The sequence below is a fragment of the Candidatus Methylobacter favarea genome (genome assembly GCF_902806695.1).
Lineage (GTDB): Bacteria > Pseudomonadota > Gammaproteobacteria > Methylococcales > Methylomonadaceae > Methylobacter_B > Methylobacter_B favarea.
Genome location: NZ_CADCXN010000080.1, coordinates 92033 through 110940 on the forward strand (window position 1 = coordinate 92033; position 18908 = coordinate 110940).

At 47.8% G+C, this 18908-nt stretch carries 18 protein-coding genes; 9 read left to right on the forward strand and 9 right to left on the reverse strand.

The annotated features are described in order from the left end of the window. Window positions 1-6: 6 nt before the first annotated feature. Genes sufB through sufD form a run of 3 tightly spaced genes read left to right on the forward strand, consistent with a single transcriptional unit; the run spans window position 7 to window position 3590 of the window. Complete coding sequence (gene sufB, locus HUX64_RS12970; protein WP_174626643.1) at window positions 7-1455, forward strand: Fe-S cluster assembly protein SufB; 1449 nt, start codon at window positions 7-9, stop codon at window positions 1453-1455. Window positions 1456-1506: 51 nt separating this feature from the next. Continuing rightward, window positions 1507-2259, forward strand: coding sequence for a Fe-S cluster assembly ATPase SufC (gene sufC, locus HUX64_RS12975; protein ID WP_174626644.1), 753 nt, complete (start codon window positions 1507-1509; stop codon window positions 2257-2259). After that, window positions 2259-3590, forward strand: a complete 1332-nt coding sequence (gene sufD, locus HUX64_RS12980; RefSeq protein WP_174626645.1) for a Fe-S cluster assembly protein SufD — start codon at window positions 2259-2261, stop codon at window positions 3588-3590. Before sufC ends, sufD begins: the two co-directional genes overlap by 1 nt. Here the strand turns inward: sufD and HUX64_RS12985 are convergent. After that, complete coding sequence (locus HUX64_RS12985; protein ID WP_174626646.1) at window positions 3585-4145, reverse strand: Uma2 family endonuclease; 561 nt, start codon at window positions 4143-4145, stop codon at window positions 3585-3587. The genes sufD and HUX64_RS12985 overlap by 6 nt on opposite strands. Window positions 4146-4234: 89 nt before the next feature. Between HUX64_RS12985 and HUX64_RS12990 the strand changes: the two genes are divergently transcribed. The 3 genes from HUX64_RS12990 (at window position 4235) to HUX64_RS13000 (ending at window position 6772) form a co-directional block, all read left to right on the forward strand. After that, a complete protein-coding gene (locus HUX64_RS12990) occupies window positions 4235-5458 on the forward strand; it encodes a cysteine desulfurase (protein ID WP_174626647.1) in 1224 nt (407 codons plus the stop codon). Further along, a complete protein-coding gene (sufU, locus tag HUX64_RS12995; protein WP_174626648.1) occupies window positions 5458-5910 on the forward strand; it encodes a Fe-S cluster assembly sulfur transfer protein SufU in 453 nt (150 codons plus the stop codon). Before HUX64_RS12990 ends, sufU begins: the two co-directional genes overlap by 1 nt. A 70-nt stretch (window positions 5911-5980) precedes the next feature. After that, window positions 5981-6772 carry a class I SAM-dependent methyltransferase gene (locus HUX64_RS13000; protein WP_174626649.1) on the forward strand — a complete coding sequence of 264 codons (792 nt, stop codon included), beginning with the start codon at window positions 5981-5983 and terminating at the stop codon, window positions 6770-6772. A gap of 22 nt (window positions 6773-6794) precedes the next feature. Here HUX64_RS13000 and HUX64_RS13005 read toward each other — a convergent pair whose 3' ends face one another. Beyond that, window positions 6795-9374 carry an ATP-binding protein gene (locus tag HUX64_RS13005; protein WP_174626650.1) on the reverse strand — a complete coding sequence of 860 codons (2580 nt, stop codon included), beginning with the start codon at window positions 9372-9374 and terminating at the stop codon, window positions 6795-6797. 291 nt (window positions 9375-9665) lie between these two features. Between HUX64_RS13005 and HUX64_RS13010 the strand changes: the two genes are divergently transcribed. Both HUX64_RS13010 and HUX64_RS13015 read left to right on the forward strand, forming a co-directional pair. After that, window positions 9666-10601, forward strand: a complete 936-nt coding sequence (locus tag HUX64_RS13010; RefSeq protein ID WP_174626651.1) for a YbgA family protein — start codon at window positions 9666-9668, stop codon at window positions 10599-10601. A gap of 3 nt (window positions 10602-10604) precedes the next feature. Then, window positions 10605-11459: an SDR family oxidoreductase gene (locus HUX64_RS13015; protein WP_174626652.1), complete on the forward strand. Its 855-nt coding sequence runs from the start codon at window positions 10605-10607 to the stop codon at window positions 11457-11459. A 52-nt stretch (window positions 11460-11511) separates the two neighbouring features. On the opposite strand, the gene HUX64_RS13020 is transcribed toward HUX64_RS13015, so the two are convergent. Further along, entirely contained in the window at window positions 11512-12381 is an 870-nt protein-coding gene (locus tag HUX64_RS13020; RefSeq protein ID WP_174626653.1) for a phosphate-starvation-inducible PsiE family protein, read from the reverse strand. Between the two features lie 256 nt (window positions 12382-12637). Between HUX64_RS13020 and HUX64_RS13025 the strand changes: the two genes are divergently transcribed. Next, the gene (locus HUX64_RS13025; RefSeq protein ID WP_174626654.1) at window positions 12638-13609 is read left to right on the forward strand and encodes a MerR family transcriptional regulator; all 972 of its coding nucleotides are present in this window, start codon (window positions 12638-12640) and stop codon (window positions 13607-13609) included. A gap of 267 nt (window positions 13610-13876) precedes the next feature. Here the strand turns inward: HUX64_RS13025 and HUX64_RS13030 are convergent, their stop codons facing one another. From HUX64_RS13030 to HUX64_RS13055, 6 genes are all read right to left on the reverse strand, one after another. Next, complete coding sequence (locus tag HUX64_RS13030) at window positions 13877-14743, reverse strand: arginase family protein (protein ID WP_174626655.1); 867 nt, start codon at window positions 14741-14743, stop codon at window positions 13877-13879. A gap of 56 nt (window positions 14744-14799) precedes the next feature. After that, the gene (locus tag HUX64_RS13035) at window positions 14800-15039 is read right to left on the reverse strand and encodes a hypothetical protein (RefSeq protein ID WP_174626656.1); all 240 of its coding nucleotides are present in this window, start codon (window positions 15037-15039) and stop codon (window positions 14800-14802) included. Window positions 15040-15055: 16 nt separating this feature from the next. Next, window positions 15056-15970 (reverse strand): ADP-ribosylglycohydrolase family protein, encoded by a 915-nt coding sequence (locus tag HUX64_RS13040; RefSeq protein ID WP_174626657.1) that lies wholly within the window; start codon window positions 15968-15970, stop codon window positions 15056-15058. A gap of 143 nt (window positions 15971-16113) precedes the next feature. Next, the gene (locus HUX64_RS13045; protein WP_246247015.1) at window positions 16114-16617 is read right to left on the reverse strand and encodes an NUDIX hydrolase; all 504 of its coding nucleotides are present in this window, start codon (window positions 16615-16617) and stop codon (window positions 16114-16116) included. 236 nt (window positions 16618-16853) lie between these two features. Then, complete coding sequence (locus tag HUX64_RS13050) at window positions 16854-17831, reverse strand: helix-turn-helix transcriptional regulator (protein WP_174626658.1); 978 nt, start codon at window positions 17829-17831, stop codon at window positions 16854-16856. A 71-nt stretch (window positions 17832-17902) separates the two neighbouring features. Beyond that, window positions 17903-18343: a hypothetical protein gene (locus tag HUX64_RS13055; RefSeq protein WP_174626659.1), complete on the reverse strand. Its 441-nt coding sequence runs from the start codon at window positions 18341-18343 to the stop codon at window positions 17903-17905. Window positions 18344-18908: the final 565 nt, after the last annotated feature.

Here is an 18908-nt window from a genome sequence, read left to right on the forward strand (position 1 = left end):
GTTTTTATGTCAGCAAGTGCGCAACAAATCAAGAATCGGATCAGTCAGGAATACAAGCAGGGTTTTGTGACTGAATTGGAAGCAAACACTTTTCCGCCAGGGCTCGATGAAGCCGTGATTCATAAACTGTCAACGATAAAGAATGAGCCTGAATTCATGCTGGAATACCGGTTGAAAGCATTCCGTCACTGGCAAACCATGAAATCCCCGGAATGGGCGTTTGTCAAGTTTGACCCCATCGATTATCAGGCTATCAGCTATTATTCTGCGCCCAAACGCAAGGAAGACGGCCCCAAAAGCCTGGATGAAATCGATCCGCAAGTACTGGACGCCTATAAAAAGCTGGGTATTCCTCTGGATGAACAGGAACGTCTGGCCGGCGTTGCAGTCGATGCGGTGTTTGACAGTGTATCGGTAGCCACGACCTTTAAAGGCAAACTGAAAGAGGCGGGGGTTATTTTTTGCCCGATCTCAGAGGCCCTGCGCGATCATCCCGAATTGGTCAAGCAGTATCTGGGCTCAGTGGTGCCGCCTGCCGATAATTACTTTGCGGCGTTAAATTCCGCTGTTTTCACTGACGGGTCATTTGTCTATATTCCCAAAGGCGTGCGCTGCCCGATGGAGTTATCCACCTATTTCAGAATCAACGCCGCCAAAACCGGACAATTTGAAAGAACATTGATTATTGCCGATGAAGGCAGTCATGTCAGTTACCTTGAAGGCTGCACAGCGCCGATGCGCGATGAAAACCAGTTGCATGCGGCGGTGGTAGAGCTAATCGCACTGAAAGACGCAACGATTAAATACTCTACCGTACAAAACTGGTATCCGGGCGATAAGGAGGGCAAAGGCGGTATTTATAACTTTGTCACCAAACGCGCCGATTGCCGGGGGGAGAATTCCAAAGTGTCCTGGACGCAGGTTGAAACCGGTTCGGCCATTACCTGGAAATACCCGAGCTGCATTCTGACCGGCGACAATTCGACCGGTGAATTCTATTCCGTAGCGCTGACCAATAACTATCAGCAGGCCGACACCGGCACCAAGATGATTCATATCGGCAAAAACACCCGCAGCACGATTATTTCCAAAGGTATTTCGGCAGGCCGGGCGCAGAATACCTACCGCGGTCTGGTCAAGGTGTTGAAAAGCGCGGCTTACGCCCGTAATTACACCCAGTGCGATTCCCTGTTAATCGGCGACAGATGCGGCGCCCATACCTTCCCCTATGTGGAAGTCAAACAGCCTTCGGCACAGGTTGAACACGAAGCCACGACCTCAAAAATCAGCGAAGACCAATTGTTCTTTTGCCGGCAGCGCGGACTGTCAGCAGAAGACGCCGTCTCGATGATCGTCAATGGCTTCTGTAAAGCAGTGTTCAAGGAACTGCCTATGGAGTTTGCTGTAGAAGCGCAGGCGCTGTTGGGATTGAGTCTGGAAGGTTCGGTAGGCTAAATTCATTAGAATCAAGTCAATGGAATTAAAACGCAATCAGGTAAAAACAATATGCTCAGCATAAAAAATCTTCACGTCAGCATAGCTGACAAGCCCATCCTTAAAGGCATTAATCTACAGATTAATGCCGGTGAAATTCATGCGATTATGGGCCCGAACGGTTCCGGTAAAAGCACCTTGGCCCATGTCTTGTCAGGTAAAAGCGGTTATACCGTAACCGAAGGTTCGGTAACTTATAACACTAAAAATCTGCTGGCAATGGAAGCGGAAATCAGAGCGCGTGAAGGGGTATTTTTGGCCTTTCAATATCCTGTCGAGATTCCGGGCGTCAGCAATATTTATCTACTAAAAGCTGCCTTGAATTCCATACGCAAATATCAGGGACAGCCTGAAGTGGATGCGATGGATTTTCTAACCCTGGTTAAAGAAAAAGTGCGCTTGCTGGATATGGATGAGAAGTTTCTTTATCGTGCGGTTAACGAGGGATTTTCAGGCGGGGAGAAAAAGCGCAATGAGATTTTGCAAATGGCCATCCTGGAACCTAAATTGTGCATTATGGATGAAACCGACTCGGGTCTGGACATCGATGCCTTGAAAGTCGTGGCGCAAGGCGTTAATTCTCTGCGTTCGCCGGAACGCTCATTTATCATGGTGACCCATTATCAGCGACTGCTGGATTATATTAAACCGGATTTCGTCCATGTTCTGGCAAATGGTCAAATTGTCAAATCCGGCGGCGCCGATCTTGCCCTGGAGCTCGAAGAAAAAGGCTACGGCTGGCTTGAAGAACAGGCGGCGGCATAATGAATACGGCAACGGCAAGCCGTTATACGGCTGAATATCAAACCCTGGCACCGACCTTGCCCGGTCAGACATTGCCGTGGTTAAAGCAGTTAAGATGCAGGGCGTTGGAAAAATTTTCAGCGCACGGCTTTCCATCGCCGCGTGAAGAAGAATGGCGTTACACCAATGTATCGGCTATAGAAAAAAAACTGTTTTCGCCATCGCTTTCATTAACCACACCTCCTGTGGATAAGGTTTGGCTGAAAGGCTGTCAACTCGAAGATGCCTGGTCGGTGGTTTTGGTTAATGGCCGCTTTTCAGCCGAACTTTCGGTACTGGATGGTTTGCCTGAAGCGGTTTCATTGATGAGTATGGCTGATGCTTTGACAGCGTCGCCAGCTATTGCGCCCCTAGTGGAAAAATATTTAGGACAAGCCGTCAATTATTCCGAACACGGTTTTATCGCCTTCAATACCGCCTGGTTTACTGACGGCCTACTCCTGCATGTGCCTGCCGGCCAGGTTCTGGCAAAACCGGTACAGCTGCTGCATGTAGTGACTCAAGCCGAAACAATGGCTACGACCCGCACTATTATTATTGTAGGCGAAATGGCCGAAGCTAAAGTAATAGAGACTTTCGCAGGCGTCGATAACAGCTATCTGACGGCGGCAGTCACAGAAGTTTTTATCGATCAGAACGCCGATCTTACGCTCTATAAAATGCAAAGCGAGTCTGAAAAAGCCTACCATTTTGGCGGCACTTATGTTAAGCAGGGAAAAGACGCGCGGTTTACGCATCATAACTTCGCTCTGGGCGGGTTGCTGGCGCGCAGCGATATTCTTACGGATATGGATCAGGCTTCGGAATGTGAGCTGAACGGTTTATATTTGGGCGTCAAGCGCCAGCATATTGATAGTCATACCCGCATCAATCACTTAAAGCCGCACGCTATCAGCCGGGAAATCTACAAGGGCGTTCTTGATGACAGGGCCCGAGGCGTTTTTCAGGGCCGCGTTATCGTGGCTGAAGATGCCCAGAAAACCGACTCCCAAATGAACAACCGCAATCTGCTGCTATCCGATAATGCCGAAGCCGATACCAAGCCGCAGCTGGAAATTTATGCCGATGACGTCAAATGCGGACATGGCGTGACTGTGGGGCAGCTGGATGAAAGTTCTGTTTTTTACCTGCAATCCCGCTGTATTGATGAAGAAACAGCCCGTAACATGCTGACGTTTGCGTTCGCCAATGAAATGGTCGACAAGATCAGGATTAAAAGTTTGCACGATAAGGTTTTAGAACAGGTGTTACTGCGCTTTCCGCAGGAGGGCATTGAAAAGAGCTGGTTATAAAATATCAGCAATGTTGATGGCTATCTGGTCCAATTGAGACAAGGTAATGGTATCGCCTGCGCGTAAGGTGGTTTTTTCGGCATACACCTCGCCGTTGGGTTCGCGATATACTTCCAAACACGAATCATTGAGATTAAGCAGCCAGTATTCAGGGATGCCGTGCAGCGCATACAAACGCAGCTTCTGGTTCTGGTCAAACGCTAACGAGCTATCGGCAACTTCAATCAGCAGCAATACATCGCTTGCATTGGGGTGACGGGATGAATAAAAATCAGCATTGGGCTTTAACAGCATGAAATCCGGTTCAGGCTCGGAAAGATCGCCGAGTTGGAGTGGGTCTTGAACGCTAGTAATTACGTTATCAGGGACTAATCTTGTGAATAGTTTATTGATACGTTTTAAGTGACCCGCGTGATTAAAGCCTATAGGCGCCATTTCCAGAATTTCTCCGTTAATAAGTTCAAGACGGCTTTCAGGCGGAAAAATATTGGCTTCGCCCAATCTGCGCCATTCATCGAGGTGGGTCAGGTGTTTCACAGGATTAACAGTAGCCATAAGTGCAATCAAACTCAATTGGAATCATCGGTAAATATAATATGCCGCTAATGAATAAGCAACACATCGAAATCAGAACAGACAAAACCATGACAAATTTTCCCGTAGAAAAAATACGCGCTGATTTTCCCATCCTGGCAGAACTTATCCGCAATAAACCCTTGATCTATCTGGATAATGCCGCCACCTGCCAGAAGCCGCAAGCCGTTATTGACAGCATCGTACAGCTATACAGCCATGATTACGCCAATGTGCATCGCGGCGTACATACTTTAAGCGTGCGTTCCACCGATAAGTTTGAAGGCGCCCGCACCAAGGTTAAAAACTTCATTAATGCCGCCAACGAAAAAGAAATTATTTTTGTAAAAGGCGCTACCGAAGCCATCAACCTGGTCGCTCAGACCTATGGCAAAGCCAATATTAAAGCCGGGGATGAAATTTTAATTACCGCCATGGAGCATCATTCCAATATTGTGCCTTGGCAAATACTCTGCGAGCAAACCGGCGCAATATTAAAAGTTGCGCCTATTAATCTGCAAGGTGAATTAATCTTTGATGAGTTTGAAAAACTGATCAGCGATAAAACCCGGCTGGTTTCAGTTGTGCATATGTCCAATGCGTTGGGTACGATTAATCCGGTTAAAAAAATTATTGCCGCGGCTCATGCGCAAGGCGTGCCGGTATTGCTGGACGGCGCCCAGGCAATTCCGCATATGCCGATTGATGTGCAGGATCTGGAGTGCGATTTTTATGCCTTCTCTGGGCATAAACTTTACGCCCCTACAGGGGTCGGCGTGCTTTATGGCAAACAGGCATTGCTGGAAGCCATGCCGCCCTATCAGGGCGGCGGCGACATGATCCGCAAGGTTACCTTTCAAGAAACAGAATATAATGTACTGCCCTACAAGTTTGAAGCCGGCACGCCTGATATCGCCGGGGTAGTGGGCCTGGGCGCAGCCCTGGATTACCTAAATGATATCGGCATGGCTAACATTGCCGCCTATGAGGGCGAATTGCTGGCTTACGCTACCGAAAAGGCCCGACACATCAAGGGCCTGCGAATTATCGGCGAAGCCAGTCAGAAAGGCGCCATTTTAGGCTTTGTAGTGGATAGAATTCACCCGCATGATATCGGCACCATGCTCGACAGCCTGGGCATTGCCGTCAGGGCCGGACACCATTGCGCCATGCCGGTCATGGATTTTTTTGAAGTGCCGGCAACGGCAAGAGCATCATTTGCAATGTACAACACCAAATCAGAAATCAATGTGTTAATGACGGGCATAGCGTCCCTGATAGAGGTATTTGGCTAATGTTTAATGACTTACGCGACCTCTACCAAGAGGTCATTTTCGACCACAACAGAAATCCACGTAATTTCCGCGTCATCGAAAATGCTGACAGACAAGTGGAAGGTTTCAATCCTTTATGCGGCGACAAATTGACATTATTTTTGAAAATGAATGGCAATGTCATTACCGATGCCAGTTTTCAGGGATCAGGTTGTGCCATATCCACGGCTTCCGTCTCGTTAATGACCGAGATTGTCAAAGGTAAGACAGAGCAGGAAGCCGAAGAGTTATTTAAAAAATTCCACGAAATGACTACCGGCAAAGATGAAGAAATTAATCTGGAAGCAGTCGGCAAGCTGGCGGTATTGGCCGGGGTGCGTGAATATCCGGCACGGGTCAAATGCGCGACCTTAGCCTGGCATACGCTGGATGCAGCCTTGAAAAACGAACAAAAACCTGTTTCTACCGAATAACTGTTAACCACGAAGAACTCGGAGAGCACGAAGCTTTATTTGCAGCTTCTCCCATCGCGGTTAATAAACCATGTTCACGAAAACTTCAGAGCAAAAATACGCCGGAAAACTGGCCGTGCTTTATGAAGGCCAGGGCGATATTCTGGCTTTCCAGAAACTTGCCGACAGCCTGCTCGTTCCCTTGTATCAATCCCTTGATGCCGACATTCCCGAAAACCTGTTTTTAAGCTGGCGCGCTGGCTGCCTGAAATTATTTGACAGGGAACTCCTTAACAGGAAAAAGGGCGGGTTAACAGTAGATATAGAGCCGCGCAACGGCGAACAGCGTTCCTGGCCTGCGCCCAAACAAGGGGCTTTAGCTCAGGCCCTGGGTCGAAAAACCAGAACGGTTATCGATGCTACCGCCGGTTGGGGTCAGGACAGTATGCATATATTTCGCATGGGCTATGAAATTTTATGCATTGAACGCTCGCCGGTTATGGCGGAATTGCTTCTGGACGGTTTTTCCAGACTAAATCAGCAGTACTGGATGCAGCAACTGCACCTTCAATCGCCTCCATTGCTTATAGGAAATGCCATTGATCTGTTAGACAACCTGGAAACCAGGCCGGACTGTATTTATCTTGACCCGATGTTTCCTTTGAAACGGAAAAAATCTGCGCTGGCAAAAAAATCAATGATGATACTGCGCGATTTACTGGGCGATGATCAGGATAAGGAACAGCTTTTTGCAGCAGCTTTAGCGGCAACCCGTAAACGGGTGGTGGTTAAAAGCCCGGACTACGCTCTCCCCATAGGCGGCCAGCCCAATGAAAGTTTTCAGGGCAAGCTGCTTAGATATGATGTTTATTTTAAAGGCTAAGTGCGGCTAATATAACCTGAAATTATGCGGTGTTTACTAGCGATTGCAGAAGTTTTGCCAATTGGTCTTCATCAATGGGTTTGGTCAGATAATAATCAAAACCTGCTGAAAGAGCTTCAGTTATTTTGGTGTTATCGGCATAAGCGCTGATGGCGGTCATTATGATTGGATTACGCTGGCTTCTGAGTGTTTTCACAAGCTCAAGACCGCTCATTACCGGCATATTGATATCGATAAGCGCCATTTGATAATGCTGCTGATTAATTAACTGCAAAGCTTCCTTGCCGTCAACGGCTGAATCAACCTTACAGCCTTGCAGTTCCAGCATATTGGTCAACAATAAGAGGTTGATTTCGTTATCATCGGCAATTAATACACGGGGACCCGCAGGTTTTTCAATGACGGCTTGTTTTTGACAGGCTACATAACTGTGGCTTTTTTCGCGGGCAGGCAGAGGCAGTGAAACTGAAAAAATACTGCCAATTCCGGGTTGACTGGTTACGCTTAACTCGCCGCCCATAAAATTAACCAGTTCCTGAGTAATTGCCAAGCCCAGGCCCACGCCTTCTTTGGAATATTGGATCGCGTTAATTTGTACAAAAGGCGAAAAAATCTGTTTCAGGTCTTTTTTTGCAATCCCGCAACCGGTATCTTTAACATAGATTTTTAATTCTCCATTCTGGTAGCGGCACTTAATAGTTACGCTGCCATGGTCTGTATACTTAATGGCATTATTGAGTAAATTTACAATAATTTGGCGGATGCGCTTCTCGTCACCCCGCAGGTAATATGAGACCACGGTGTTGCGTACGATCAGGTCAAGGTGTTTTTCATCCGCCTGAAGCTTGAAAATTGCAATAATAGTGGTTAACAGAGCATCAAAATCAAAATCGCTGTTGTCGGTTTTTATTTGCCGGGATTCAATGGAGGAAATATCCAGAATATCGTTAATTAACGTTAAAAGATTATCACTGCATTGCCCGATAATAGCGAGTTGCTTTTTATCCTCATCAGCCAGTGAGGATTTTTTTTGTAATAAATGGGTAAAGCCTATTATGCCATTCAGAGGAGTTCTCAATTCATGGCTGATATTGGCCAGAAACTGGCTTTTGGATTTGTTGGCGATTTCGGCTACGCTTTTTGCCTGCTGTAATGCCGCAGTCCGTTCTTCAATAATGAATTCAGTTCGAAAGTAACGACCGGTTAACATTAACAAACATACGCCGAGCAAGCTGGTAAATAATAGTCCGCTAATCAAGACCCACCATAGTGACCAGTGGATAAGCCAGTTCTCCAGAACTGCATCCTGATAAAAACTCACCAGCCACTGCTGGTTGGCTACTGTTAAAAGATACTGTCTGGCAGAAGCGATACGTAGATTATCAGCATTGGAAAATATAATTTTTTTATAGGCTTCAGTACTATCAGAGCCCGAGATAGTCAAAAAACTGCCACGGGTGTTCAGTTCGCTAAACGCTTGTCGAATCAGCTCTGGGATGGAAATCGAGGTATAAATAACGCCTGTCAAATTTTTATTTTTTGGCGCGGCGTTAAAAACAGGATTGATAAGATTAATTTTATCTTCCTCTACCAATATATAGGCAGGCTCAGCTGAATGAAGATCGGTTTTTACTAGAGTGCTTAAAAGTGAAGGAAGAGCTGGAGGCGGGTCGGAACGTCTATCCGATCGTTTGTTGATTATGGAAGTGAATTGATTTTTGGCCTTGCCATCCCGCCTATGGCCTATCCAGCTTATGGTTTCTATTTCTTTGAAGGAAGACAGCGATTGCCTGGCAAATAACGAGAATTCATTGCTTTCTACCGTTTTTGAGCCCATAAAAAAATTTCGTACAGAATCACTGGCATAAAAAACGCTCTGAATCCGATTTTTTAAAGCATAAAATAACGCTGTTGACTGATTCTTGAACTGTTGCGTATGCTGTCTATGATCAATGGCCCGCACATAAAAGAACAATATAAAAACTAATGTGAATGTCAGAATAAGGGGCAACCCTACTGTACTTCGGCGTTGATGCCAGATTTGTTGAGGTTGGGCAAAGCCTGTCAGCATAATGGGCGTAAAAACTAACACGCCAATGGTATCCCCTACCCACCAGATGAACCAATTGACAGGAATTTCAGATAAAGAAATAATGCCCGCGAGCTTCATGGCGATATTACCGATAGTCGGCGGTATCAAACAGCTTAAAGGACCGCCCAGCAGCATAAAAAGCAGAATGCTTTTATCCTCAATTAAAGGATTTGGGAAACCGACAAAACGCTTTATTAAAAATGCTCCGGCAATAGCGCCTACAGTGGCGCCTCCAGCGGTGGCTATATAAAAAAAAATAAAGCTTTCACTAGAACCAAAAACCCAGGCACTGATACACACATTGCCGATAAAGATGCCCGGCCAGGTTCGTTTTCCCAGCAACAGCATCACAGCTAATGATATTCCTGCCGGCGGCCAGATTCCTCCGGCATTGCTCGGAGGAATCCTGATGATTTGGCCTAATAAGCCGAAAACAAAGTAAGTTCCGGCAATGAGGAGAATTAATAGAAGATATTTTGCTATGCCGGAAATGGAAAATCTGTTATTCATTAAAGCGTCTTACCGGTGAACATATGACATACAATTCCATTCACAAAGTTGGTATAAAATTAGCAGGCAACAGTATGAAGCGGGAAAACAAAAACTAATTATTCATCTTTCAAGGGTTTAATTAAGCACTTTGATTAATCCAACACTTTTGCACTATTCGGTTCGTATATACTCAACCTGCTGCCTCAACATATAATAATCCTAAGCCTATTTAATAAATAACATTATTGTAATGATGAGCAGCCGATTATACTCAAAGCAGCGAATTAACATCTTGCCTCTCATTAACTAATGAAAAAAATTCCAGTCGGCATCAGCAGCTGCTTGTTAGGCCACCCTGTACGTTTCGACGGCGGCCATAAACACGATTCATATATTACCGGCACCCTGGCTGAATATTTTGATTTTCATCCATTTTGCCCGGAGGTGGAAATTGACCTTGGCACACCTCGCGCGCCCATTCATCTGGTAAAAATTGATAACTCAGTGCGCTGTATCGGCATTCAAGATCCGCACATGGATGTAACAGACCGGTTAAGAAATTACGCGCAGCAGCACCTACATCGACACGCTGAGTTATGCGGTTATATTTTGAAAAAGGATTCACCCAGTTGCGGCATGGATCGGGTCAGGATTTACGCTGATAATCAGCCGCAGCGCAACGGCATTGGCATTTATGCCCAGGAAATGATGCGTAATAATCCTTTATTGCCTGTAGAAGAGGAAGGCCGGTTGGGCGATGCAAAGCTGCGGGAAAACTTTATCCAGCGTGTGTACGTGCTTTACCGCTGGAAACAGATGATTGCAGAAGGCCTCACAGCAAAAAGCTTAACGGATTTTCATGCCCGTCATAAGTTAATAATCATGAGTCACGCCGATTACCGCGATCTGGGTCAACTCTTGGCCGGCCTGAATAAAACCACTGTTATGGAGACTGCCGGGCATTATATTTTACAGTTAATGCACACCCTTAAAAAAACGGCAAGCCGTAAAAGCCATGTCAATGTTTTGCAGCATATTCAAGGCTATTTAAAAAAAGAGTTAAGCCCTGACGATAAAGCTGAACTTTGCGAAATAATTGAGCGGTACCGCAGCGGCGAGGTTCCCCTGATTGTGCCGTTGACTTTACTCAAACACCATTTCCGTAAAGCTCCCGATCCTTACATAGAACAATCTTACTATATGTCGCCTTACCCCCCGGAACTGCAATTTATTAATCAGCTATAACCAATGGCGAAAATATTAATTATCGGTTGCGGCGCTATCGGCCTGCAGCTTGCCGAGGTTTTATCCGCTAACGGTCATCAGATAACCGGGCTTAAACGACATCCGCCTGTCTTACAACCTAGTAAAATCAATTATTTCACTGCCGATATAAGTTTACGTGCAAATCTTGAGGATTTGGATGCTGATTTTAAACACGTGTTTTTTATTGCGTCGACTGACGGGCGCAATGAAAAAAGTTATCGCGACATTTATGAAATCGGCCTGGATAATCTGCTCAACAGATTTTCGCAATCGGCTTGTAATCCGGACTGGATATTTGTATCCTCAACCAGTGTTTACGGGCAATCTCAAGGTGAGTGGGTGGATGAAAATTCACTGGCGCAACCTGATAATATCACCAGTAAACTGATCAGGCAGGCCGAACAAAAACTGATGGATGCAAACCCCAACAATATCATCGTGCGCTTTGCAGGGATTTATGGACCGGGCCGTGAATATCTTTTAAGAATGGCCAGGCAAGCGCCATTGATCCAGCAAGACCCGCCGTATTTTACTAACCGCATTCATCAAGATGATTGTGTTAACGTATTGTCGTTTTTGTTTGAAAAACGGTTAATTGGCCTAGCGTTGGAGCAATGCTATTTAGCCAGTGATGATGATCCTGCCCCGCTGTGGAACGTCATATCCTGGCTGGCTGAACGTATGAATTGTCCGCCTCCTGTCATTCAGTCCGCCGGCAGTAAGGGGGGTATGAATAAGCGCTGCATTAATACAAGGTTAAAGGCATTGGGCTATCAATTTAAATACCCGGGCTATAAAGAGGGTTATTCAGAATTAATCAATAAAACGGGTAATTGAGCAATACCTTGCAGCTTAGGGCTCTATTCCGCCCTCTCACCCTTCCCTTCCGCTAGTCTTTTTTCTGAATTAGCCAATAGGTAACACCCAGAGCCAGCAGTACTAATGCAGAAGCGCTTACATATTCAGGAGGCAAATGCTTGTAATCAAAAACAATAACTTTCCGTGAAATAGCCATTAAAGCGGTAGCGACAACCAGCTTGACGGGAATGACGTCACTCCTGATGTATAAAGTGATATTGAGGAAAATTTCAATGGCAATTAACACAGCCAGAAAACCCCCAAATGCCTCCAGCATGTCATTGATGGTCATCAGCAAAAACGGAGGCTGAACGATTTTTTGATATATCACATAAACAACATCAACAATACCCAAAATAATGACAATAACCATTAACAAGGCAAGAAACTTAACGCCTATGCGTATAGTGCGGTGCAATAACCGTATATAAGGATCTTCATGCTCCATCGGCAGTTCTTCATGACTATCAATTGTCACTTGTTTTATCAGCCGGCTGCGCAGGTGCGTCAATAAAGGACCGATAATCTGTTTATGAGAAGCAAAACCGGCAGGCGTAAAATCCTTTTCAAAGAAATCATTGAGACCTTCCATTTTACTTAGAGCTTTGCTGTCTATTTTCTCAAAGCCCATGCTCCAGTAAGGGAAGGCCCGTTCGGTTATATGCTGCTTTTCAATCACGGTAACATCTGTGTGGCGCTTATCTTTTTCTATCACGCTGTATAAATTATTAATAGCCGCCTCATCTCCTTCAAGCACCTGAAAAAAAGTCCCCTTCGAATACAGGAGTATGCCGGTTATGTTTTTAGCGCCATTATTAGTCCGGCATGTTTTTAACAGCGACAGCAGTTCCTCCGGACTCCACTCATTAATTGCTGTGCTGGCATAAGTTAACCTGATCATCTTATCATTCCCCGCTATTATTTTTGTCCGCGTCCAGTGTTAAGCTCATAATTTAGCATTTTAACTAGCTTTTCAATCAAACCTATTTTATCAACTCCGTTCTTACCTTTATTAAATATAAACCGGGGTATAATAAAATTTATCCTTGTTCTGCTTATATACAAGCTAAGTTAAAAATGACTAGACAATTTTTGTCAAGGTTTTGTAAAGCTTGTGATACCATACAATTTTAATGGTTTTGCCCCCACAGGTAGCTATGACGAGTTTTAAGGATGATTCATCGCAATATCTTATCGGCACGGTTTCCAGGCGATCCGGTGTAAAATCTGATCTGGTCAGGGCATGGGAACGCCGCTATCAAGCCGTTACGCCAATACGGACGGCAGGCGGTCACCGCATTTATACTGACCAGGATATAGCCCGTTTGAAATTACTTAATCAGGCGACCAGTCATGGCCACAGTATCAGTCAGATCGCGCGATTTTCATTGGATCAACTGAAAAAACTTCTCCAGCATGATACCTCCATAACGTTCTCTGATCCCCATAATCCCGTAGCCTTAACGGGCGACAGAAAGTTTCTGGCGGAAGACTATGTGGAAAAATGCTATGCCGCGGTACTGGCTTTTGATGCAAAAACACTGGAGTCTCATTTTGAAAATGCTATTGTAGAACTGGGCTCCCAATTCTTTATTGAAAACTTGCTGACGCCGTTATTGAACAAGATTGATCAACACCGGAAATCGGGGGATCTCAGGCCAGTCCATGAACATATGGCATCGGCCATTATCCGTTCTTTGTGCTATATTTTGCGCAACAATAACCCTTGCTCCGATTATGCGCCGCGCATGATTGTCAGCACGCCGATTGGTCAGTTACATGAACTGGGCGCCTTGCTTGCCGCCATTATTGCAGAGCTCAAAGGCTGGCAGGTGACCTATCTGGGCGCCAATCTGCCGGCCGAAGAAATCGCTGTGGCAGTTAAATATACCAATGCCCGTGCCGTAACGATAAGCATCAGTTTCAGTAATGACGATCATATTGTTCCGAAGGAGTTAAGGCGGCTTAGAAAATTGATAGGCAATAAGGTCGCCTTGATTGTCGGGGGAAGATCCGCATCCTATTATGAAGCGGTTTTGGATGAAGTGGAGGTGCTAAAAATTCAAAGCTACGAGCATTTCCGCCAGATTCTGGACGAACTGGCCTCGGCTAATCCGCCGCACTTATAAAGAAAAAACCGGTTTAGAATTAATATTTGTAGCGGAAGGGTTGTCAGGTTTTTGGAACTTGAGCATCAAAACCTAAATTGTAAGTGCTTTAATTAGTTGTAAAACCCTGAATTTGATCTGAGGGCTTCAAAATATGTGTTTCGATTGAACCGGACAATGATCGTCTCAGGCCGGGCCCTGAAGAGCCTATTGCCAATTTCCAGGGAAGGACTGGTCAGCCTTGAAATGCGGACAACTCAAGACTGCCAGTGCCAGGCAACCACCTACTCAATAAGGCTGTTCAATTGCTGCAATAGTTCTATTAGTCTGCTGAAGGCCGGCTCTCATGGTGTTGTCATGAATCTCCAGGACCGCGCCAATATGACCGTTTGCATCGCGCTGGTAGCCGCCGGCTAAATTCCAGGCCATCGGCAGTTTCATAGCGCGAGCTGTCTCAAATACAATTCTGTCCCGTTCGTGCAGTTGCGCCGTGGTCATCCAGCCGCCCAAAGGATCGTTGATATGCGGATCGGCGCCCGCCTGATAGAGCAGGACATCACACGCCGCGTACAGGTTCCTGAACCGTTCGGCGAATGTTTTCAAGAAAGCTACCGGCTCAAAATGGCTCTTTCCGGTGGTGAAATGGACTATCCGGCTTTCTTCACCGAGGTGGTTGATAATGTCGTCCGTGCCGTTGCCGTAGTGCTGATCGCAATCCAGAATTCCAATCGTTTTGGCAGCGCCCGACTCCAGCAGATCAAGCGCTGTTACCATCAGGCCGTTAAAGGTGCAAAAGCCGCCGCCCTTGCTCCAGCAGGCATGATGAAAGCCGGATACCGGCGCACAGGCAAGGCCGCCTGTCAACATTGCTGCCTTGGCAGCCTCCAGCATCGCGCCGCTGGTGTAAATGAGCGAATCAGCAACGGCTTGGGAGCGATTGCCGAAGCCATTAGCAAGACGGCAGGATAAGACGCCGTCCACGTAATTCCCATTATGGGCGCGATACAGCTGCTCAGGCGTCACCGGGCGGGGTTCAATCACATCGATAGCAAAGCCATGAGAGAGCCATGATTCAACAACTAACTTGGGTTTAGCGGCGCTGGGTGAGAACGATGCAGAGTCTGCCACCATCTTTGGCGTATAAAATACTTTCATAGCAATTTCCTTTAAATAAATTTTTTTGATTGAGCATTAACAGCCGGCCACATCGGTTAATGCGCGTTATTCTCTACCCGGGCGCGGCACAGGCGGCGCTCGGCCGAGTCTGTTATCCCATCGCATATGCTGGGTTCTTGGTGAATCATAGCCCGGCATTCGGTGCGCAATGCGCTGTCCTGAATACTGTAGCAGTGCGCTACCTCCTGGTGCGCAATGGCCCGGCAGTAAGCGCCTTGATCAAGCGGCAGGTTGTAGCAATGAGCGGCGACCACGGCCGCTAGAACAAGGTTCATGCCATTGCCTCAGTGTTCAAGTGGAGCACGCTTGGGAATGCTGATAAAGCCGGTCGGCCAGATCCTGAATCAGGTCACGCTTGGCCAGCCGCTGCATCCAGGCCGCAGGCAGGCCTGAGCTGCCATAGTAGGCCCCGGCCAATTGCCCGCAGACGGCCGCGGTGGTGTCGGCATCATCGCCCAGATTGGCCGCCTTGAGGATGGCCGCGCTAAATGAATCGGTGCTCCAGAAACACCACAGCGCCGCTTCCAGGCAATCCACGACATAACCGGTGCCGCGAATGGCGGATTCGTGTTTATCCCGGTAATCGCCGTTGGCAATGGCTGCGATCTTGGAGCTTTCGCTAACCCCTACGCCATCGCTGAATACGATCTGCTCCTTGTCTTCGCCGGCCAAGGCGCGCAGCAGCAGTCGGCTATACAGGCGGCAGGCCTCGATGCATTCTTGCGCGCCATGCGTGGTGCGTGAACTGTCGGCGGCAAAGGCTACGGCGGATTCAAGGTGCGCATAATAAAACAACGGTATCGGCGCCAGACGCATCAAGCTGCCGTTGCCGGCTGACCAGGAATCCGTGGAACCGGCATAGGGATTGCCGTGCGCCTGATAACCACGCAGCGCCTGACTGACGGTGTTGCCGATATCAAAACACCGGCCGTTGCTGCTCAAATAGCCTTCCTCATGCCAGCGGCAGTAGCGTTGCATTTGATCATCGGCATCAAAGCCCTGGCATTCCAGCAAGCTGGTAGCCAGACACAAGGCCATCGCCGTGTCATCGGTCCATTGCCCGGGTTTAAGGCGGAAAGGGCCGCCGCCGACCATATCAGTAATCGGGGTAAAACTGCCTTTGGCTTTAAATTCCAGCGTGGTGCCCACGGCATCGCCTATCGCCAAACCCAGCAGGCAGCCGCGAAAACGCTCTAACGTATCCATAGTAATGCTCTTAATGAATGAAGTTTCAGGGGCGCAGTCAGTATTGAACAGTCATCTATCGCCCAGTCATATCGTTTGAGCTTCATTGTTCAGCGCCGCTAATGCCTGGATGACCGCGTGGTCATTGGCATGGTTGAGTATTTTTAAAAGCCGGGACTTCGGCGCCAGCAGCACGGCTTGCGATCCCAGCCCATCTCGGTCGGCAAGCCGCCCACCCGACGCGTCGTGTAATAGTGAGTGAGAGTGAGCGAGCGTTCAAAGTCGCCGATCAGTCCGGTGATTTCGACTTGCAAGCCGGACTCTTCAAAGGCTTCTTTAATGGCGGTGGCCTGCAGGCTCAGTCCGGGTTCTAAGCGGCCTTTGGGAAAGGTGGCTTGGTAGCCGCCAAACCCATTGGTCGGCGCCACCAGCCAGATGCGGCCATCGGCTTCCGTAATGACCACTCCGGCGGCCGCTTTCTTGCCGTTTTTAGGTTTCAACGGTGGCTCATCGAGACTTGCCTGACCTTCCGTCTGTGACCACCCCGCTAGTGTTTTAGGCGCCGTTTGCCAAGGCTGAAAGGCAATGCCGTTTAACCCGGCGGGGGCTGGACCGCCCGGCAGCATTAGAGCCAATTGCGCCGGATCGGCGAAGGCGGATAGGGGCAATGGTAGCGTGGGCTGGGAAATCGTCACCCAATTACCTTGATCGTTACGGCAAGGATGACGAATGCCGGGGTTCAATGATTCCTGATAAATCTTCTGCATGGTTCCGTGCCTTGTGGTTAATCGCTTATAAAACTAATCTAACGGCTTAATTCGGCTACTCTAGCCAAGTAGAAATCAGTTTAGCCGCCGTCAGGCGCAACCGGTGCGCCCGTTAAAAATAATCCGCGTTGAAATGTTTATTTTTCCGCCCGGTATAACGCAGTCATTCCCTGAATGACCTCGCAGACACTTTGCCGCAATTCAGCAGGCGCAAGCACTTCGACGTGCAGACCGTGCCGCAAAATATCCATCAGCAATTCTGTGGGTTCGGCATAAGGCACTTCCAGAATGAAGTAGCCTGCGGCATCGTAATGCCCGGCCTGCCTGGGATGCCAGTTTTCATCGGCGACCCAGCGCGCAGCGGCCGGTGAAAAACGCAAGCGCGCGGTAAAAGTTTGGGTTCCCCCATAAACGCCGAAACTGTCGGCAAAGGCGGCGTCCAATTCAGCAGCAGTTATCTCCCGGGCAGGTTCAGATTGCAGCTCAACCGAAGTCAGCGCATCCACTGAAAAACGGCGTAATGCCTGTTGAGCATGGCACCAGGCTTCCAGATACCAGTTATTGCGGTAAAACATGAGCCGCTGCGGCGAGAGGGTGCGTTCCATGAGCTGATCCTTTTCCCGGGAATAATGACTCACCTTGATTTGTTGGCGGGCCAGCGTGGCCCGCGCTACCCGGCTAAAATGGGCGGGATTTTTACGGCGCTTGCCAATGCCGGCGAGCTGAATGCGGTCACTGATGGGAAAATGTCCGGGTGAATTCTGTTTCAGAATGCTATTCAAACGCGACAGCAAGGGCTCAACATGCGGCGCTAATAAACCGGGTTCCAGATGTGATAACAAACCGTACAGCGTCAGCAGCGCATAAGCTTCATCGGCATTGAACCACAGCCCGGGCAGCTCATAAGCAGGGCCGACATTAGGCGTATTAAAGCGGTAGCCGCCGACCTGATAATCAAAGATGATAGGCGCATTAAAGCGTTCCTTCAAATAGGCCAGATCGCGCTTTAAAGTCGCCCAGGAAACGCCTAGCTCCTCCTGTAAAGTTTGGCGCGTCAGCAGCTTGCGGGCAGTCAATAATTGATCAATCCGGTAAAAGCGTTCGGTGCGGTTCATCAGCGGTTATACAGAGGTGAAGTTGCGTTTTACCCCCTGCTTACCTTAATCAGTATAGGTCAGAAAACTCTCTAGGCAAGAGCGGCCGCTTGCTGCGTTACAGCCAGAAAGGCGCCGTCCGGCTCGCAGTTTATACAGACATCCGCCAGCCCTTCGTCGTAAAGCACGGTCAGACTGGTCTGTGTAGGGGTTTTATGGACAATGACTTCCATCTCTAGATAATGCGCATGAGGCCGGGTCATATCGACAAGACCGCCGCATTTGGCGCAACTCGTCAGGGGGCCGATGCTGCCGCCGGTCTTGCTGATGCCGCGTTCCTGCAAGCCTTTTTGAACGCCGACCGCTGAACAGTCCGTGCTGCAATAGCAGGCGATGCCATCACACGATAAAACCATCGCCACGGCCTGAAAGTCATCGCCCATGGGCAGGTATTCCATGCGTTCAATACGCCGGTCAAACAGCACTTGATAGTCGGTTAAGGGTTGATGGCAAAGATCGCACTCTTTTTTCATAATCATCTCTCAGTAATTAAAGGCAGCCCATATTAATCAATCAAAAGCTCATTAAGTGCGCCTGATTAGAATTTATTTATGGGTCTTTCAGGACTATAAGCCAACCATTGTCATCCTATCCTCCGACAGCGACGCAACTATTTTGAAAAATTTTTGTGTCCAAAAAACTTCCGAGCTAGCCTCGATAAACAGCGTCCTATAAGAGAATTTAAATGTTACCCGAATATTTTCTGTGCAATAGCCCCGCTGGTCTATGCTGATCAATGATGGGAACCTCTGAAAATTGCACTTCGACAAGGCTCTCCTGACCGAAGCTGAAAGGCTCAGTGCGAACGATGGTTCATAAAATTAGCGACTTATCCGTTCGTGCTGAGCTTGTCGAAGTATGAGCGGATAATTTTTAGAGGCGCACTTGTGACAAAAACATTATTGACAAGGAGGCATTGCTAAATAAATATAGACAATGTATAAGTTTTGCAACATTCAGATGCCTTGGGAGGGCGTGATGGATTGTCCAAAATGCGGCAAGCAAGCGAACTGCAAAGACGGCCGAGCGAATGGCCGT

Coding starts and splice junctions, on each gene's coding strand:
- sufB (WP_174626643.1), top strand. CDS start 7: ATGTCAGCAAGTGCGCAACAAATCAAGAATCGGATCAGTCAGGAATAC.
- sufC (WP_174626644.1), top strand. CDS start 1,507: ATGCTCAGCATAAAAAATCTTCACGTCAGCATAGCTGACAAGCCCATC.
- sufD (WP_174626645.1), top strand. CDS start 2,259: ATGAATACGGCAACGGCAAGCCGTTATACGGCTGAATATCAAACCCTG.
- HUX64_RS12985 (WP_174626646.1), bottom strand. CDS start 4,145: ATGGCTACTGTTAATCCTGTGAAACACCTGACCCACCTCGATGAATGG.
- HUX64_RS12990 (WP_174626647.1), top strand. CDS start 4,235: ATGACAAATTTTCCCGTAGAAAAAATACGCGCTGATTTTCCCATCCTG.
- sufU (WP_174626648.1), top strand. CDS start 5,458: ATGTTTAATGACTTACGCGACCTCTACCAAGAGGTCATTTTCGACCAC.
- HUX64_RS13000 (WP_174626649.1), top strand. CDS start 5,981: ATGTTCACGAAAACTTCAGAGCAAAAATACGCCGGAAAACTGGCCGTG.
- HUX64_RS13005 (WP_174626650.1), bottom strand. CDS start 9,374: ATGAATAACAGATTTTCCATTTCCGGCATAGCAAAATATCTTCTATTA.
- HUX64_RS13010 (WP_174626651.1), top strand. CDS start 9,666: ATGAAAAAAATTCCAGTCGGCATCAGCAGCTGCTTGTTAGGCCACCCT.
- HUX64_RS13015 (WP_174626652.1), top strand. CDS start 10,605: ATGGCGAAAATATTAATTATCGGTTGCGGCGCTATCGGCCTGCAGCTT.
- HUX64_RS13020 (WP_174626653.1), bottom strand. CDS start 12,381: ATGATCAGGTTAACTTATGCCAGCACAGCAATTAATGAGTGGAGTCCG.
- HUX64_RS13025 (WP_174626654.1), top strand. CDS start 12,638: ATGACGAGTTTTAAGGATGATTCATCGCAATATCTTATCGGCACGGTT.
- HUX64_RS13030 (WP_174626655.1), bottom strand. CDS start 14,743: ATGAAAGTATTTTATACGCCAAAGATGGTGGCAGACTCTGCATCGTTC.
- HUX64_RS13035 (WP_174626656.1), bottom strand. CDS start 15,039: ATGAACCTTGTTCTAGCGGCCGTGGTCGCCGCTCATTGCTACAACCTG.
- HUX64_RS13040 (WP_174626657.1), bottom strand. CDS start 15,970: ATGGATACGTTAGAGCGTTTTCGCGGCTGCCTGCTGGGTTTGGCGATA.
- HUX64_RS13050 (WP_174626658.1), bottom strand. CDS start 17,831: ATGAACCGCACCGAACGCTTTTACCGGATTGATCAATTATTGACTGCC.
- HUX64_RS13055 (WP_174626659.1), bottom strand. CDS start 18,343: ATGAAAAAAGAGTGCGATCTTTGCCATCAACCCTTAACCGACTATCAA.